17 protein-coding genes are annotated in these 16,369 nt (G+C 44.9%); 10 read left to right on the forward strand and 7 right to left on the reverse strand.

Annotation, left to right across the window (positions count from 1 at the left end; all coding sequences use genetic code 11):
- Positions 1–82: 82 nt before the first annotated feature.
- From X939_RS0116005 to X939_RS0116035, 7 genes are all read right to left on the reverse strand, one after another.
- Positions 83–1,441 (reverse strand): hypothetical protein, encoded by a 1,359-nt coding sequence (locus tag X939_RS0116005; RefSeq protein WP_131694795.1) that lies wholly within the window; start codon positions 1,439–1,441, stop codon positions 83–85.
- A gap of 155 nt (positions 1,442–1,596) precedes the next feature.
- Complete coding sequence (locus tag X939_RS0116010; protein WP_025764301.1) at positions 1,597–3,087, reverse strand: peptide MFS transporter; 1,491 nt, start codon at positions 3,085–3,087, stop codon at positions 1,597–1,599.
- A gap of 263 nt (positions 3,088–3,350) precedes the next feature.
- Complete coding sequence (locus tag X939_RS0116015) at positions 3,351–4,127, reverse strand: TPM domain-containing protein (protein WP_025764302.1); 777 nt, start codon at positions 4,125–4,127, stop codon at positions 3,351–3,353.
- A gap of 7 nt (positions 4,128–4,134) precedes the next feature.
- Complete coding sequence (locus X939_RS0116020) at positions 4,135–4,575, reverse strand: TPM domain-containing protein (protein ID WP_229236074.1); 441 nt, start codon at positions 4,573–4,575, stop codon at positions 4,135–4,137.
- A 68-nt stretch (positions 4,576–4,643) separates the two neighbouring features.
- Positions 4,644–5,225 (reverse strand): LemA family protein, encoded by a 582-nt coding sequence (locus X939_RS0116025; RefSeq protein ID WP_025764304.1) that lies wholly within the window; start codon positions 5,223–5,225, stop codon positions 4,644–4,646.
- 142 nt (positions 5,226–5,367) lie between these two features.
- The gene (locus X939_RS0116030; RefSeq protein WP_025764305.1) at positions 5,368–6,564 is read right to left on the reverse strand and encodes a deoxyribodipyrimidine photo-lyase; all 1,197 of its coding nucleotides are present in this window, start codon (positions 6,562–6,564) and stop codon (positions 5,368–5,370) included.
- A 128-nt stretch (positions 6,565–6,692) separates the two neighbouring features.
- The gene (locus tag X939_RS0116035) at positions 6,693–8,714 is read right to left on the reverse strand and encodes a CHU_0125 family OmpA-like outer membrane integrity protein (protein ID WP_025764306.1); all 2,022 of its coding nucleotides are present in this window, start codon (positions 8,712–8,714) and stop codon (positions 6,693–6,695) included.
- 371 nt (positions 8,715–9,085) lie between these two features.
- On the opposite strand from X939_RS0116035, the gene rpsL reads away from it, so the two are divergent.
- The 10 genes from rpsL to rplV all read left to right on the forward strand — a co-directional run bounded on the left by rpsL (position 9,086) and on the right by rplV (position 16,361).
- Positions 9,086–9,499, forward strand: a complete 414-nt coding sequence (rpsL, locus tag X939_RS0116040; protein ID WP_025764307.1) for a 30S ribosomal protein S12 — start codon at positions 9,086–9,088, stop codon at positions 9,497–9,499.
- A 120-nt stretch (positions 9,500–9,619) separates the two neighbouring features.
- A complete protein-coding gene (gene rpsG, locus X939_RS0116045; RefSeq protein ID WP_025764308.1) occupies positions 9,620–10,087 on the forward strand; it encodes a 30S ribosomal protein S7 in 468 nt (155 codons plus the stop codon).
- 230 nt (positions 10,088–10,317) lie between these two features.
- Positions 10,318–12,435 carry an elongation factor G gene (gene fusA, locus X939_RS0116050; protein ID WP_025764309.1) on the forward strand — a complete coding sequence of 706 codons (2,118 nt, stop codon included), beginning with the start codon at positions 10,318–10,320 and terminating at the stop codon, positions 12,433–12,435.
- A gap of 141 nt (positions 12,436–12,576) precedes the next feature.
- Positions 12,577–12,882: a 30S ribosomal protein S10 gene (gene rpsJ, locus X939_RS0116055; protein WP_025764310.1), complete on the forward strand. Its 306-nt coding sequence runs from the start codon at positions 12,577–12,579 to the stop codon at positions 12,880–12,882.
- 342 nt (positions 12,883–13,224) lie between these two features.
- A complete protein-coding gene (rplC, locus tag X939_RS0116060) occupies positions 13,225–13,845 on the forward strand; it encodes a 50S ribosomal protein L3 (RefSeq protein ID WP_025764311.1) in 621 nt (206 codons plus the stop codon).
- A 5-nt stretch (positions 13,846–13,850) separates the two neighbouring features.
- Entirely contained in the window at positions 13,851–14,480 is a 630-nt protein-coding gene (gene rplD, locus X939_RS0116065; protein WP_025764312.1) for a 50S ribosomal protein L4, read from the forward strand.
- A 1-nt stretch (position 14,481) separates the two neighbouring features.
- Entirely contained in the window at positions 14,482–14,769 is a 288-nt protein-coding gene (rplW, locus tag X939_RS0116070) for a 50S ribosomal protein L23 (RefSeq protein WP_025764313.1), read from the forward strand.
- A gap of 39 nt (positions 14,770–14,808) precedes the next feature.
- The gene (gene rplB, locus X939_RS0116075; RefSeq protein WP_025764314.1) at positions 14,809–15,633 is read left to right on the forward strand and encodes a 50S ribosomal protein L2; all 825 of its coding nucleotides are present in this window, start codon (positions 14,809–14,811) and stop codon (positions 15,631–15,633) included.
- 9 nt (positions 15,634–15,642) lie between these two features.
- Complete coding sequence (gene rpsS, locus X939_RS0116080) at positions 15,643–15,921, forward strand: 30S ribosomal protein S19 (RefSeq protein ID WP_025764315.1); 279 nt, start codon at positions 15,643–15,645, stop codon at positions 15,919–15,921.
- 56 nt (positions 15,922–15,977) lie between these two features.
- Positions 15,978–16,361 (forward strand): 50S ribosomal protein L22, encoded by a 384-nt coding sequence (gene rplV, locus X939_RS0116085; protein WP_025764316.1) that lies wholly within the window; start codon positions 15,978–15,980, stop codon positions 16,359–16,361.
- Positions 16,362–16,369: the final 8 nt, after the last annotated feature.

A 16,369-nucleotide genomic window follows, 5' to 3' on the forward strand; every position in this document is an offset into this window, starting at 1 on the left:
AAGATGCAGATGGCTCTCACATGTACAAGTGATGAGTGGATCAAATGAAGGATAAACTAAGGGCAGGGAAGAGGTTATTCCGTTAATTGTTAAATCCGGATTCCAACTCTTCGATCATCTCGTCGAGTTCCTGGCTGGTGGGTGGCTGATAAATACCTTTTTCCTGAGCCCATAGAAGGACATCCCCATAATGATCTGTGGGGATGTCAGGCATGAGATAAGGTATTTTTCCTTGCTGCCAATCTTTTACCTCCTTTAATTTAGCAATTTGAGCAGGTTTAATCTGTGGGAATAGGTTGAAAGTCGTAACTACCCAGAGGGTGATAACTCCTGTAGCAATCCAGCGGAAGACTCTTTGGGACCATTTAAAATGGTCGCCAGATGCCATTAATACCCAGATGAACAGACATTTGGCAAAAAAACTGTAGCGATTCGTTATGGCACCCGCAACTTTAAAACCCGAACGCGAGAAGGCCAGCATCAGTGCCGACACCATGCAGAAGCTGATAAGGCTGAAAATAAGCGGGTTTCGGCGACCATATCCGGTAAAGAAAAGGTATGTCCATATACCTAACATGACCAGGCCAATCAGAAGAGATAGTACGACGTTTACTTGCGCCAGCGGGAGAGATTGAGGATATACAAAGGAAAAGCTTCCTAGGTAAGTAAATAAAAATAGGATAAAAGAATATAAACTGAACTCACTGCCTTCTGGATGATCCAATTGGAGTTGATATATATATATAATTGCGAAGCCTATGGTGAGGAAAATCCATCCTATCAAAAGCCTTTTCTTATCGCGAAGCCATAACAGTAGAAAACCGGCTGGCATCACCAAAAGCCCATTACCAAAAGAGTAGGTGGCCAGAAAGGCAAATAGGATTGCCAGAAGAAATGGCAGAGAGCCATACGATGCTGTTTTGTTTAGAAAAAATAGACAAACGAAGGCGAAGAAGAAACTGGCATAATGCTGAATTCCGCTGGAGTAATAAAATGCCGTATGCCAGGAAGAAAAATTGAACAAGGAAAAGCTAATGATGACAATCATCCAAAGATTATTGGGAAGCGTGACTCGGGAGAGACGGGCCATAAACAGAAACAGCAAAAAGAGCAAAATGTTTTGGATGTATACCAAATGAGCAAAGTTGATCTCGTCTGTCAGGTTAAAGTAGGCTAGCGTAACCAGTCTGGAAAGGAGTATTCTATGTTCGTTATGCTGCTTGAGTAGTAAGGTTAGTGGGCTCCTATCATGTCCTAATCCTTCGTAATAATACTGTTTGAGATAGTATAATGTTGCGTCGTAATCATCGTAAATGGGGAGATTAATGACGGCATCTTTTAATACCCAAACAAACATAAAGATGGGAACCAAGACTAAAAGGTACTGCCCTACTGTGAGCGTAAGGTGGTATTTATGATAATATCGAGAGCCTTTATCCACGATTTACAGAGGGTAGAATGATTTTGACTCCTCGAACCTAGTAAATAAGTGGTTAATAAACTAAACAAATTGATTTAACGTAAAAAAGACTCCCCTGAAATGGAGAGTCTTTTTGCCTGCCTAAGAAAAGGCAATCCGGTTAAAATCGGGTCGGGTTATTGTATGCCTCCCATCCAACGCTTTACTGGCTTGTAAAATATTAAGAGTAGCAAACCAAATCCTACGGAGAAAAGTGCTACCTGGTTGAATAGGTCGGGCATCTGCTCTACATTATTTTCGTCGAAATTACCAGCAAACAAGCCAGCAATAAGGTTGCCCAGAGAAGCAGCTACAAACCATATCCCCATCAACTGACTTACATATCGTTTAGGGGCCAGTTTGGTATAAGTGCTTAAGCCTACAGGGCTCAAACAAAGCTCACCAATGGTATGGAATAAATAGGTGAATGTCAGAAACAGAGGAGAAACCAGATCGCCGGTAACCGCCTGGGAAGCGGCCATTTCCATAATAAAGAAACCACCCCCCAGTAGTAAAAGACCCAGGGCAAATTTGACAGGAGTGGATGGATTGAGGCCTCTCGCTGAAAGGAAAATCCACAAGCTGGCCATGACAGGAGCAAATAGTAAGATGAAGGTGCCATTGAAATTCTGGAACCAGCTAGAGGGCATTTCCCAAGTGCCGATGGTCCGTTGCGTATGTCTTTCTGCAAAGATTTGAAGAGAAGATCCCGCTTGCTCGAAGCCTGACCAAAACAGAGCGGCAGCCAGGAAGAAGACAATGAGCACCAGAACACGCTTCTTCTCGACGGCATTAAGTCCTCCGGCAAATAGTATAAACAAGAAGTAAAAGAGGGAAACAGTCACAATAATAACACCAGCGCCCTGGGCCAGGCCCTGAGCGGTGGTCATATCGATGCTTCCTGTCAGTTGTAATATTGTAAGGAATACGACCAATGCTGCGGCAAGCATATAGCCTTTTTTACGATCGGAGCCAGACTTGGCCAGGGATTCTGTGGTCTCCTCTTTTTTGGCGGGAACCTCTCCAAATCCGGCGAGATATTTTTTGCTGCCCAACTGAAAGACGATCAGTCCCAATAGCATTCCAACAGCTGCGGCACCGAAGCCTAGGTGCCAGTTAACTTTCTGACCTAGGTACCCGACAATGGTGATTCCTAATACCGAGCCAAGGTTGATACCCATGTAGAAAATAGAAAATGCAGCATCGCGCCGGGCTCCACCTTCGGGATAAAGCTCTCCCACAATAGAGCTAATATTGGGTTTTAGTAACCCTGTGCCTATAGCCACGGTGGCCAATCCCAAGAAAAATATCCCGGCACCGCCCGGTATGGCCAGGATAACATGTCCCAGCATAATAATGCTACCGCCGTACAGTATGGATTTTTTTTGCCCCAAAATATTATCGGCAATCCAGCCTCCAGGCAGGGTCAAAAGATATACTGAGGCCGTATATAATCCGTAGATGGCGGCTCCTTCTGCGGCGCTCATGGCCATGCCACCGCGCACATTATCGATTAAGAACAGGAGTAGGATGGCACGCATCCCATAATAACTGAAACGCTCCCACATTTCAGCAAAAAACAAGACGTAAAGACCTCTAGGGTGTTTCGTAGATACAGTAGCAGACATTAAAAATAAATAGGATTTAGTTAGGTAAAAGGCATCAGGGCAGGTGTTATCTTTTGCAAGATAGATATTATCACGCTATTTTTTCAAAATATCGTAAAAATCTACCCTGCTTGGGAGAAATATAGGATCTAAATACTGTCCTAGTTTTTCATTGAATCGTATGATATTCTATGTAAAAAAATATGCTGTCCCTCGAAGGAATGTTAATCCTCAAGGGACAGCAGGCAATAGGATCAGGACTTATTTTGCTGAAGGCTGCCTCGTCAATAGTCGCCACCGGCGCCTCCACCACCGAAGCTACCTCCACCAAATCCGCCGAAACCACCTCCGCCACCAAATCCACCGCTCCCCCAGTTTCCCGAAGAGCTTCCACGACTGGAGTGGGTCATATAAGGCCAGAATATAGGGCCACCGGTGCTCCTGTATCCGCCTCCACCTCCACCGTTATTACCCTTGTTTCGGGAAATAAAGAACATAATGATCAGTACGATAATGAACACAATCAGGATGGGGGAAAAGCCCTGGTCTTCGTTGGCAGCCTCTGGATCTGCCTTGTATTCTCCTGTTGCGTATTTAAAGATGGTGTCGACTCCCCGGTCTAAGCCGCGGTAAAACATACCGTTTTTGAACTCGGGGGTGATTACCTGTGTGATGATGCGCTTGGCAATGGCGTCAGGAATTACCCCTTCCATACCATAACCGGTACTGATATAGATTTTCCGATCGGTGGATGCCCAGAGCAACACAATACCGTTGTCCTTGTCTTTCTGGCCTACGCCCCACTCCCGACCTATTTTAAAGGCATAGTCGGCGATAGGATATTCGCCGGTAGTAGGCACTACTACGATTACAATCTGAGAAGAAGTTGAGTCATTATAAGCAACAAGTTTTTTCTCCAGTTCGGCCTCTTCCGTCGGATTTAGCTGGTTGGCAAAGTCATTGACCAGTCGCGGAGGATCCGGACGGGCGGGAATATCTTGTGCCGAGAGCCCGCCAATTAGGAATAAGAAATATAAGGTAATGCCAATAAATTTCTTCATAAGTGTTTTAGCCAAAGGAAATGTCGTCTGGCAGTTCATTGATGTCGTCCGATTGATACGGAAAATGTTTTTTGAGTTGCATACCCGCTTCTGCAATGCCTTCGCAGAGCCCGGTTACATAGTCGTTTTTTGCGAAGTGATGCCGAAGCCGATCTTTGGTGCTATTCCAGAAAGTGTCGGTAACTTTTTGGTGTATGCCTTCGTCTCCTAAAACGGCAAATTTACGGTCTCCATAAGCCAGGTAAAATAGGACGGCATTTCGTTGTTCAGTCTCGTGCAGGTTGAGCAGGCCAAATACTTCAATGGCCCGGTCCATAGCCTTTTCGCTGGAACAGCGCTCTTCGATATGTACTTTTATTTCTCCGGAGGTTAGCTGCTCAGCCTCTTGGATAGCCTTGATAATGGCTTGCTGATCTGCTTCCGAAAAAAATGGCATTTGATCGGTCATAGCAATGTCTGAGGAGATAAATGAATTGACCTACCCTATTTTTAGAGGGTAGGTCAAAAGTAAGTTGATTAAAACTGGACGGCTGGGGCGTTTTCAGAACCAGCTGTCGCCTGGAAATATCCTTTCTGATCGAAGCCGAACATGCCCGCAAACAAATTATTGGGGAAGGTCCGTACTTCTTGATTATATCCTTTTACAACCGTGTTGAAATCGTTACGCGCAACGGTAATCCGATTTTCTGTTCCTTCCAGCTGAGCTTGCAATTCCAGGAAATTTTGATTGGCTTTAAGATCCGGGTATTTTTCGACGGTTACCAACAGGCGGGATAGCGCTCCGCTGAGTTGATCCTGGGCTGCTTGGAACTTAGCTATATTTTCAGGCGTGAGGGCATCAGCCGAAATGGTTGTCTGGGTAGCTTTCGATCGCGCTTCTATCACACCGGTAAGCGTGCTTTTTTCAAAATCAGCGGCCCCTTTTACTGTGTTGACTAGGTTGGGGATCAGGTCAGCTCTACGTTGGTATTGGCTTTCTACTCTTGCCCACGACTCCTTAACGGCCTCGTCTTTGGCTACCATTCCATTATATTTTCCGCATCCTACAAAGCCCAGTATCAATACTACAGCGATGACAGCAATTAGACCTTTTGACATTTCTTATTTCGATTTAAAGTTAATGATATAGTTCAAATATGTTCAAAGCTAACGAATTATTAGGCAAAATATACATAATCGGTCGTTACACATGTATAATCGCCCTTTGAGAAGGATAGGAAACGCAGTCCTATACGTTGCCCTATATTCCTACCCGGGCCACGTTATTCCAGCGACCCCAGCTTACAGCCACATCATAGTCAATCAGGATACTCTCGAAGTAGGTAGCACCCCAGGTCCAGTTGATTTTCAACTCGTCTACCAGGTATTGCGCCGCCAGGTTCCGTTCTTCTCCACTAATATATCCTATAGACTTTAAGTCTTGCATTACTTTATTAACATCCTCCCTTTCCGTTTCGCCATTCATCCATTTTACAAAGTTATCCTGGTCATTTGCCCAAGTCTTTTCGAAATCGTGGCGGATCCCGGTAGGCTTAAAGAGCCGTGGGCCAAATTTTAGCAGGGTAAATTGTGCATAATCACGTTTATGAAGGCAACGAGTTACCAGTTCTTTGAATGGATGATTGTCGGGTAAGTGGTCGAAAGCATGGTAAATTTGGCGAGGAGAAAGGCAGCCCAGCGAGAGCCAAATAGACATCCCGGAGTCGGTAATAGGATCGGGGCTCGGTGCCCAATCCCCCTGGGTGACCTGCTCTACAAATTCTGTAAGTTTCTGATGGGCTAAGGCCTCTCCAAAGGCGGTATTTTCCTGAGGCAAATAAGCCTTGGAAGGTAGAGGGATGTCTACTCCAAGAGATAATAGGCTGGGTAAGGAGCCCGCTTCATAAGGCGTATCTGCCGATAACACCAGATTTTCTGGTACTGCGCAACCAGGGCCTATGCCAGGCAGAGTGGCGATTGCCTTTTGATAATCAGAAAAGCTGCCAGGCAACTTGGCAATATTGAACGGTAGCGCCATGGCAGGGGTAAGCGTGTCTATCCATGGAAGTTTAAAATCGGTATTGCTTTGTTTTAAGTTTTTACTTAACGAGGATTCGACTCTCGTTTCCTTGGGGCCTATCTTCTTGCTGGTATATACAAAAGAGGCTTGGTAATGTTCAGCTATTTCGGCGACTATAATTTCTGGTTCTCCTACCCGAATCAAGAGCTCCGACCCTCGGTTTCGCAATTCATTGCGAAGGGAGGCTACAGCTTGAATTATCTGCTGTCCTCTTAGCGAGCCGGTGCGCAGGAATCCTAAACGGGTGGGTTCGAAGAGTCTTTTGTCGAAAACATAAACGGGGATGATCTGTTGAGCTTGTTGGGCTGCCAAAAAGAAGGCTTCATTGTCTTGAAGGCGCAGGTCATTTCTAAACCAGTAGATCACGCGGTGGGTCATTGTAATACTTTGTTGAGAGAGAATTCAAAATAAAGCGCAAAGATAGAAAATAATACAGCGTCTTAACGCACAAAACCCGCCAACCGTGGAAGGTTAGCGGGTTCAGAAAAATTTTAAATGCTATCCTTTTAGTAGCTCAGAATGGTAAATTCCGTTCTTCTGTTCTTTTGATGTTCCTCTTCCGTTTTGGCATTCGGTATCAGTAGCTCCCGTTCTCCATAGCCCTGTGCTACCATTCGATCGGCGTCTATTCCCCTGGAAATAAGGTAGTTTACGGCCGACTCTGCCCGGTTTTGTGAAAGGGTCATATTATAAGAATCGGTAGCACGTGCATCGGTATGAGAGCTAAGCTCAATTTTCATCGTTGGGTTGTCTTTGAGTATCTGGACCAGCTTATCCAATTCCAATGCGGCATCGGGACGAATATTATACTTGTTAAGGTCATAATAGATATTGTCCAGAACGAAGGTCTTATTTAGCTCGAGTTTGTCCAGACGTACGGTCACCGTAAAGGTAGTGTCGGTAAGTTCCTTATTCAGAAAAATAGGGGGGATAGACCTTCCATCCATAGAGAAGGGCTCCCTTTTGCTGATATAACCTTTACGCGAAACCAGCAAAACATAATTCTGACCCTCTTCCACGGGTTGAGTACCAAATTTGCCATAAGCATCCGTAGGCAATTGGGCTATAGGCGTCTCAGAGGTGTCGGGTAAGATCTGGACCAGGGCCGAGTCCAAAGGGGTTGCTTCGGGGGTATTCAGTACCACATCTCCCGCCAGGAAATACCGAACTATCTTGGGCTTGCCATTAATAAAGTTTGGGTTTTTCGGACTCATTGGATCGTTCGGGTCGTCGACCTTGGCGATGCTGCTGTCGGGTGCCTGAGGTATGTAGAAGTAATACAGATCATCGTCTCCTTTCCCTCCATCCCGATTGGAAGAAAGGAAGCCCGAGTTCGAATCGGGATAAAAAGTCAGAGCAAAATCATCCTGTGGACTATTATACGGCAGTCCTAAATTTTGAACGGTAATAATGCCCTGGGAGCGGGTGGCGACGAACAGGTCCAGTTTCCCCAAACCTGGGTGCCCATCCGAGGCGAAATATAATTTACCATCTTCGGAGACATAGGGAAACATATCGTCTCCGGCGGTATTGATGTCCTTGCCCATATTAACCGGCTTACTAAATCGGCCAGAGGCATCCATATTGGTCCGATAAAGATCAATTCCTCCCGATCCTCCAGGTCGATTAGAAGCAAAGTATAAGGTTTTGCCATCACCCGAGAAAGCGGGAGAGCCATCCCAGGCCAGAGAGTCGTTGATGGGCAGGTAAATAGGCAAGGTCCACTCCCCATCCACATTTTTGCTCATGTACAGGTCGACGTCTGCGGTCCCTTTCTTTTTTCCCGTATTGCCTCGGGCAAATACCAGGGTCTTTCCGTCGGGAGAAAAGGCGGGAGACCCTTCGTTGGCTTCCGCCTCAAAGACATTTTTGCTGAAAAGAGTAGGGGGCCCCTGGATGCTTTCCGGGTCCTCAGGCAGTGCAACTTTATAAAGCCCCAACATAGCCTGACCATTATTTTTATAAATTTTTTCCTTTTTTGAAGAGGCATATACGAGGTGGTTGCCATTGACAAACGCCGAAAATTCTGCTCCAGCGGTATTGGTTGGAAGATTCGTGATCTCCACCTCTGGGGCCATTGTTTTCAGCCGGTCCACTATCTTAAGGATTTCTATCTCGCGGAGAGCCCTCTCCTGAAGGGCTTTCGGTGCATTCTGCATTCCGGCAAAGGCCTGGAACTCCTCCTGAGCCTGTTGGTAGGCGCCGGTAGTCTTCAGCGCATAAGCATAATGAAATCGTGCCTGAGGTTGATCGATACCTTCATCCAGGGCCTGTTTGTAGTAGGGGATCGCTTCCTGATATCGGTTGGAGAGCCGGTAACTTTCGGCAATCAGAAAATTGGATTGGGTGGGTTCGTAGCCAGCTGCAGCTACCTTCTGAAGGCCTTTTATGGCTAAGTCATATTCGCCATTGTCATACTTCTTCAAACTGTCTTTATAGACCTGCATGGTAGAATTACAGCCTATCAGCAGAGTGCCAAGCAGGAGCAGGCTTGAGAGTAGGTATAGAGAACTTCGCAATAATCTCATAGATAAAGTTAATAGTCTGGTGGTATTTTTGAGGGACGGCTCAGAGCCAAGCTGATTTTCTTTTATACAACAATACTAATAAACAACGACTGTAAATAAAATAATGGATATAGATTCCTTATATTTTTTGCACAAGCAGTTGATTTGATCTCGTGGGAGCGCTGCCTGGTATGCTGACAGGGGTGTGCATGAGTTATCCTGCTGAGTGTGAAAGTGCTGTCCGGAGCCAAAGTTTAGAGGAACTATGACAAAAAAAGGTGCCGAGCTTTGTAAATCATCGATAAAGTTATAATTTTGCAGTCCGATTTTTCGGAAAAAGTGTTTTTAAACAAACGACTGGGAAACTAACCAGATCAAAATCAATTTGTTAAATGCCAACTATTTCACAATTAGTACGTAAAGGTAGAGAGACCATTACTTGGAAATCAAAGTCACCGGCTTTGGATTCCTGCCCTCAGCGTAGGGGTGTGTGTACCCGTGTGTACACCACAACGCCAAAGAAACCTAACTCCGCACTTCGTAAAGTAGCGCGTGTACGCCTTTCCAACAACAAGGAGGTGAATGCCTACATTCCTGGTGAAGGACATAATCTTCAGGAGCACTCGATCGTATTGATTCGTGGTGGTCGTGTTAAGGATTTGCCTGGGGTTCGTTACCACATCATCCGTGGTGCCTTGGATACAGCCGGAGTAAATGGCCGTAAACAACGTCGTTCTAAGTATGGTGCGAAGCGTCCTAAGCCAGGACAAGCGGCTGCAGCTCCAGCAAAAGGTAAGAAAAAATAAAAAAAGTAACTCTCTCTGCTTTTATTAAGTAACCATATCTAAATAAAAGGGAAGTAATCCCGGAGCGATTCGGGGTGAATAAGTTGCAAAACGAAACCTCGTTAAACATTAAGTATCACAATGAGAAAGTCAAAACCAAAGAAAAGATATATTCTTCCTGATCCTAAGTTCAGGGATGTTCAGGTTACCAAATTCGTAAACAACCTGATGTTGGGTGGAAAGAAAAGTACTGCTTTCACCATTTTCTATGATGCATTGGAGTTGGTAGAGAAGAAAACCAGTGAAAATGGACTAGAAACATGGAAAAAAGCACTAACCAACGTAACTCCTGCTGTAGAGGTTAAGAGCCGTCGGGTAGGTGGAGCTACTTTCCAGGTTCCTACTGAAGTTCGTCCAGAGCGTAAGCAATCCTTGGGGATGAAATGGTTGATAAGCTACGCACGTAAGCGTGGTGAAAAAACCATGATGGATCGTTTGGCTGGCGAAATTATTGCCGCTGCCAAAGGGGAAGGTGCTGCTGTCAAGAAAAAGGATGATACGCACCGCATGGCCGATGCGAACAAGGCATTCTCACATTTCCGTTTCTAAGGAATTTGTATTGAGTAGATTAACAGTGGGAGGGCATTTATATGTCCTCCCACTGTTTTTTGGGGAAACCTCCAAAAAAAATGTTCCCATCATTGTTTTTATACTCAACAATTTATACTTTTGCGCTCTGATTTTTTTGATATGTGGTTTTTTGCGGCAAGATGAGAATCAGCTTTTTACAAATGCAAATTTTTGCAACTCGAAAATAATATAACACATCACCATTTATCATGGCACGTGATCTAAGATTAACAAGAAACATTGGTATTGCTGCGCACATCGATGCCGGTAAGACAACAACAACGGAGCGTATCCTTTACTACGCCGGGGTTAGCCACAAAATAGGAGAGGTACACGATGGTGCTGCTACTATGGACTGGATGGAGCAGGAGCAGGAGCGGGGTATTACTATTACTTCGGCTGCTACAACTGTAAACTGGATGTACCGCGATCAGAAATACCATATCAATATCATTGATACTCCAGGTCACGTGGATTTTACCGTAGAGGTAAACCGTTCGCTGCGGGTATTGGATGGTCTTGTTTTCCTTTTTTCTGCTGTAGATGGTGTTGAGCCTCAGTCGGAAACCAACTGGCGCCTTGCTGATAACTACAAAGTAGCCCGTATTGGTTTTGTGAATAAAATGGACCGTTCTGGCGCAGACTTTCTGAAAGTTTGTAATCAAGTGAAAGAGATGCTTGGTAGCTATGCCGTGCCTCTTCAATTGCCGATCGGCTCGGAAGATACATTCCGTGGCGTAGTTGATTTGATCAACTTCCGCGGTATCGAGTGGAATACAGAAGATAAGGGAATGACCTTTACTGAGGTGCCTATTCCTGATGATATGATCGAAGAAGCGAAGGAATGGCGTGAGAAATTGCTCGAAGCCGTTGCTGAATTCGACGATACTTTGATGGAAAAATACTTCGAAGATCCTATGTCGATCACCGAAGATGAGATCCTGGCCGCCTTGCGCGCAGCAACCATCAGCATGAAAATTGTACCGATGGTATGTGGTTCTTCCTTCAAAAACAAAGGAGTTCAAACGATGTTGGACTATGTGATGGCTATCTTGCCTTCTCCTATGGACCGCGAGAGCATTGTCGGAACTGATCCTCGTACAGGTGAGGAGACTTCACGTCTACCATCCGAAACGGATCCTTTTGCCGCATTGGCATTCAAAATTGCTACTGACCCTTACGTGGGTCGTCTGTGCTTTATCCGTTCATACTCAGGTATTTTGGATTCAGGATCGTATGTCCTTAACAACCGTTCAGGTAATAAGGAGCGTATCTCCCGTATCTTCCAGATGCATGCCAATAAGCAAAACCAAATTGACCGCCTTGAAGCGGGTGATATTGGAGCGGTAGTTGGTTTCAAGGATATCAAAACCGGAGATACACTTTCCGACGAAAAGAATCCAATTATATTGGAATCAATGGTATTCCCTGAGCCGGTAATTGGTTACGCAATTGAGCCTAAGAAGGCTGCTGACAGCGATAACTTCTCCAAAGCAATTACCAAACTGATTGAAGAAGATCCTACCCTTCAGGTAGAAAGTAATGAAGAAACCGGCCAGACCATTATTAAGGGTATGGGTGAGCTTCACCTTGATATTATTATCGACCGTATGCGTCGTGAATTTAAGGTAGAAGTTAATCAAGGTGCTCCACAGGTTGCTTATAAGGAAATCCTTACTAAGAGCTGTGAACACCGCGAGGTATATAAGAAGCAAACGGGTGGTCGTGGTAAATTTGCCGATATCGTATTCGAAATCGGACCACGCGACGACGCTGAAGAAGGCAAAGAGGTGACTCCGGGTCTTCAGTTTGTGAACGAAATCGTTGGGGGTGCTATTCCTCGTGAATTTATTGCACCCGTACAAAAGGGATTTGAAGCGGCCATGGCCAACGGTGCCCTTGCGGGTTATCCATTGGATTCTATGAAGGTGCGTCTATTCCACGGATCTTTCCACGATGTCGATTCAGATTCTCTATCTTTCGAACTAGCCGCTAAGATTGGTTTCAGAGAAGCGGCACGCAGTGCTGGTTCTAAGCTAATGGAGCCTATTATGGCAGTAGAGGTATTGACTCCAGACGAATATACCGGACCTATCACCGGTGACCTTAACCGTCGCCGTGGAATTATGAAAGGTATGGACTCTAGAAATGGAGCCCAGGTAATCAAAGCTGATGTTCCCTTGTCGGAGCTATTCGGTTATGTTACTGACCTTCGTACCATGTCTTCTGGACGTGCTACAGCGTCTCTAACCTTCTCTCATTACGAGATCGTTCCTAATAATATTGCAGAAGCAGTTATTGAAAAGACAAAAGGAGTTAAAGCATAAAAAATAAGAGGAGCAGCATCGGTGTAAACGGGCCGATGCTGCTATTTCTTTTAAAGATATACTGGCGAAGTAAATGGTTCTTTCGTCAGTGCAGCTCCGCAGTTTGCGGGGTTAGTATTCAGAACCGAAATAAAAAACAAGATGAATCAAAAAATTCGTATCAAACTTCGCTCTTTCGACCATAATTTGGTGGATAAGTCGGCGGAGAAGATTGTGAAGGCTGTAAAGGCCACTGGAGCGGTAGTAAGCGGGCCAATCCCCTTGCCAACCAAGAAAGAGAAGTTCACCGTGTTGCGTTCTCCCCACGTAAACAAAAAATCACGTGAGCAATTTCAGCTATGTACTTACAAGCGTTTAGTAGACATTTTCTCTACGAGTGCTAAGACAGTAGATGCGCTAATGAAACTGGAGCTACCAAGCGGGGTAGACGTAGAAATTAAGGTATAGTGAAGCCTGGTATTTCCTCATTTAATGAAGCGATACCTAGCTAAAAGACTGATTTAGGGGTTTTAAGCCTCAATTGAGAATCAGAAGACATAATTGGATGAAGGTCCGGAAATACGGAAACCACATCTGAGCTCAAGTCCGAAAAGGGCATTTTTTCCAAGAAAAGATAGTCTTTAGAACGATAAAAATCCGAGGTCAGATGTGCTAGTACATCTGACCTTTTTTGCTGATTATCAGTGAGAAATAATAAAAGGCTGCTTGGAAAATAAATTTGATTTTTCTACCTTTGCAGTCCGTTTTAAATGAACAAGGTTTATACCTGCTAAATTTTAATTTCACAACATGTCTGGTTTAATTGGTAAAAAAATCGGAATGACTAGTTTGTACAATGCTGACGGGCAGGCTCTGGCATGTACTGTAATCCAAACTGGTCCTTGTGTAGTAACACAAGTAAGGTCCGAAGAGAAGGATGGCTATAAGGCTATCCAATTAGGTTATGGCGAGAAAAAGGAGAAGAACTCCACTCAGCCATTAATAGGGCACTTCAAAAAAGCTGGCACGGCCCCTAAGCAAAAGGTGGTAGAGTTTAAGTATTTTGAAGTGGAGCATGAACTTGGAACTTCACTTTCTGTACAGGATGTATTTGAAGAAGGTGAATTCGTTGATGTGGTAGGATCTGCCAAAGGTCGCGGTTTTCAGGGTGTTGTAAAGCGCCACGGATTCGGCGGGGTAGGAGGCCAAACACACGGTCAGCATAACCGTGCACGTCACCCAGGTTCGATTGGTGCCTGTTCTTTCCCCTCACGTGTATTCAAAGGATTACGTATGGGTGGACGCATGGGAAACAATCGTGTAAAGATTCAAAATCTTCGGATTTTGAAAGTGATACCTGAGCAGAATTTACTGGTAGTAAGTGGCTCAGTACCGGGAGCAAAGAATTCATTTCTAATCATTGAGAAGTAAGACCAATGGAACTGTCCGTATTAAATATAAAAGGAGAAGATACCGGCAAGAAGGTGGTAATGCCAGAGAGTATTTTTGGTATAGAGCCTAACACGCATGCGATCTATCTCGATGTAAAATTGTACCTGGCCAATCAGCGCCAGGGCACGCACAAGTCTAAGGAGCGCGCAGAGATCAATCACTCTACTCGCAAAATCAAACGCCAAAAGGGAACTGGCGGGGCACGTGCAGGGAGCATTAAGTCTCCAGTGTTTGTAGGTGGAGGCCGTATTTTCGGACCAAGACCTCGTAACTATAGCTTCAAGATCAACAAGAAAGTGAAGTCACTAGCGCGTAATTCTGCTTTTGCAGTGAAGGCTAAGGCTGATGCGATCTCAGTTTTGGAAGCATTTAGTTTTGATTCGCCTAAAACCAAGGCATATATCAATGTGTTGAATGCATTGTCTTATGGAAACACAAAGACCTTGCTAATTCTTCCGGCTATCGACAGCAACATTATCCTGTCGAGCCGTAACGTACCAAAGGCCAAAGTAACTACTGTTGATTCAGTAAATACATATGACCTGATGAATGCAGACCGTCTTTTGATAAGTGAATCTGCGCTATCTATTTTGGAAACCCAAATGAACAAATAACATGAGTGTACTGAAACGTCCGATCATAACCGAAAAGGTAACGGCTCAGGGTGGTCAAGGAAAATATGCCTTCGAAGTTTCCCTTACATCTAATAAGGTAGAAATTAAGAAAGCTATTGAGAAGCTGTTCGGGGTGACTGTAGAAAGCGTTCACACGATGCGCAGCATCGGTAAAAGCAAATCCCGTACTTCGGGAGGTAAATTTGTAAGTGGCAAAACGTCAACTATCAAGAAGGCTATCGTAACGGTAGCAGAAGGCGAAATCATCGATATCTACGGTGAAGCATAAATAGTTGATTGATTCAAATCTTTGACGAGTTAATAGCAAATGGCAGTTAAAAAATTAAAACCGACAAGTGCTGGTCAGCGTTTCCGCTCGGCTCCTGCTTTTGAGGAGATCACAGCGGCGAAACCTGAGAAGAGTCTACTGGAAACCATCAAAAGAACCGGTGGTAGAAATAGCCAGGGACATCGTACCATGCGCCATATAGGAGGTGGGCACAAAAGAAGATATCGTGTGATCGATTTCAAAAGAAATCGCTTCGATGATCCCGCCACCGTACTAACGATAGAATACGATCCGAACCGTTCAGCACGTATTGCTTTGGTTCAGTATCAAGACGAAGAAAAGCGTTACATCATCGCTCCTAACGGACTTAAAGTTGGGCAAGTGATCGTGTCAGGTTCTTCGGTAGCCCCAGAGGTAGGCAATGCCTTGCCACTAGGATTTATGCCGATTGGTACCATTGTTCATAACGTGGAGCTTACCCCTGGAAAAGGTGGACAGTTTGCACGGAGTGCAGGAGCTTATGCTCAGTTGGTAGCACGTGAAGGCAAATATGCCGTATTGAAGATGCCATCTGGCGAAATGAGAATGATTCTTTCTACTTGTATTGCTACAGTAGGAACGGTATCAAACTCCAGCCATATGAATGTATCTCTAGGTAAAGCAGGTCGTAGACGCTGGTTGGGACGTCGTCCTCGCGTTCGTGGTGTAGCCATGAACCCAGTAGATCACCCAATGGGTGGTGGAGAAGGCCGCTCATCTGGAGGTCAGCCTCGCTCAAGAAACGGACAGTTTGCTAAGGGACTTAAGACCCGTAATCGCAACAAGCACTCCGAGAAATTGATTATAAGCCGTCGTAAAAAATAACATAGAAACATGGCACGCTCATTAAAAAAAGGACCATACATAGATTTTCGTCTGGAGAATAAAGTGGAGGCTATGAACAACGCGTCTCGTAAATCAGTTATCAAAACCTGGTCACGCCGTTCAATGATCTCTCCAGATTTCATCGGACATACGTTTGCGGTTCACAACGGGAATAAGTTTATCCCTGTATATGTAACGGAGAACATGGTAGGACACAAGCTGGGTGAATTTTCACCTACTCGTAACTTTCGTGGTCACACTGCAAAAAAAGATAAAGGTAGAAAATAAATAGTCGACGATAGCTGGTTTATCATCCTGGTAAACGAGCCTATATCTGAAAGAACATGGAAGCAAGAGCTATATTAAGAAATGTGCCTACTTCTCCTCGCAAGATGAGACTAGTAGCCGACATGATTCGCGGACAGAAGGTCAGCAAAGCGTTGGCGTTATTAAAATTTCAGCCAAGAGCTTCTTCACCTGTTTTGCACAAAGTTTTACTTTCAGCTGTTGCCAACTGGCAGCAAAAGAATGAAGACGCAAAGCTTGAAGATGCGGATCTAGTTGTTAAAACCGTATTTATTGACGGTGGACGTATGTTGAAGCGTTTGCGCCCTGCACCCCAGGGACGGGCTCACAGAATTCGTAAGCGGTCCAATCACATCACGATCGTGATCGATGATCAGGCAGCAGAAGCAGACGCAGTAAATACAGTAATCACCGAATCATAAGTAAACGA

The organism is Dyadobacter tibetensis Y620-1, from assembly GCF_000566685.1.
Lineage (GTDB): Bacteria > Bacteroidota > Bacteroidia > Cytophagales > Spirosomataceae > Dyadobacter > Dyadobacter tibetensis.

What these genes read in the sequence shown, in the direction of transcription:
- X939_RS0116010 (WP_025764301.1), bottom strand. Translation starts at nt 3,087, where the DNA reads ATGTCTGCTACTGTATCTACGAAACACCCTAGAGGTCTTTACGTCTTG.
- X939_RS0116015 (WP_025764302.1), bottom strand. Translation starts at nt 4,127, where the DNA reads ATGAAGAAATTTATTGGCATTACCTTATATTTCTTATTCCTAATTGGC.
- X939_RS0116020 (WP_229236074.1), bottom strand. Translation starts at nt 4,575, where the DNA reads ATGACCGATCAAATGCCATTTTTTTCGGAAGCAGATCAGCAAGCCATT.
- X939_RS0116025 (WP_025764304.1), bottom strand. Translation starts at nt 5,225, where the DNA reads ATGTCAAAAGGTCTAATTGCTGTCATCGCTGTAGTATTGATACTGGGC.
- X939_RS0116030 (WP_025764305.1), bottom strand. Translation starts at nt 6,564, where the DNA reads ATGACCCACCGCGTGATCTACTGGTTTAGAAATGACCTGCGCCTTCAA.
- X939_RS0116035 (WP_025764306.1), bottom strand. Translation starts at nt 8,714, where the DNA reads ATGAGATTATTGCGAAGTTCTCTATACCTACTCTCAAGCCTGCTCCTG.
- rpsL (WP_025764307.1), top strand. Translation starts at nt 9,086, where the DNA reads ATGCCAACTATTTCACAATTAGTACGTAAAGGTAGAGAGACCATTACT.
- rpsG (WP_025764308.1), top strand. Translation starts at nt 9,620, where the DNA reads ATGAGAAAGTCAAAACCAAAGAAAAGATATATTCTTCCTGATCCTAAG.
- fusA (WP_025764309.1), top strand. Translation starts at nt 10,318, where the DNA reads ATGGCACGTGATCTAAGATTAACAAGAAACATTGGTATTGCTGCGCAC.
- rpsJ (WP_025764310.1), top strand. Translation starts at nt 12,577, where the DNA reads ATGAATCAAAAAATTCGTATCAAACTTCGCTCTTTCGACCATAATTTG.
- rplC (WP_025764311.1), top strand. Translation starts at nt 13,225, where the DNA reads ATGTCTGGTTTAATTGGTAAAAAAATCGGAATGACTAGTTTGTACAAT.
- rplD (WP_025764312.1), top strand. Translation starts at nt 13,851, where the DNA reads ATGGAACTGTCCGTATTAAATATAAAAGGAGAAGATACCGGCAAGAAG.
- rplW (WP_025764313.1), top strand. Translation starts at nt 14,482, where the DNA reads ATGAGTGTACTGAAACGTCCGATCATAACCGAAAAGGTAACGGCTCAG.
- rplB (WP_025764314.1), top strand. Translation starts at nt 14,809, where the DNA reads ATGGCAGTTAAAAAATTAAAACCGACAAGTGCTGGTCAGCGTTTCCGC.
- rpsS (WP_025764315.1), top strand. Translation starts at nt 15,643, where the DNA reads ATGGCACGCTCATTAAAAAAAGGACCATACATAGATTTTCGTCTGGAG.
- rplV (WP_025764316.1), top strand. Translation starts at nt 15,978, where the DNA reads ATGGAAGCAAGAGCTATATTAAGAAATGTGCCTACTTCTCCTCGCAAG.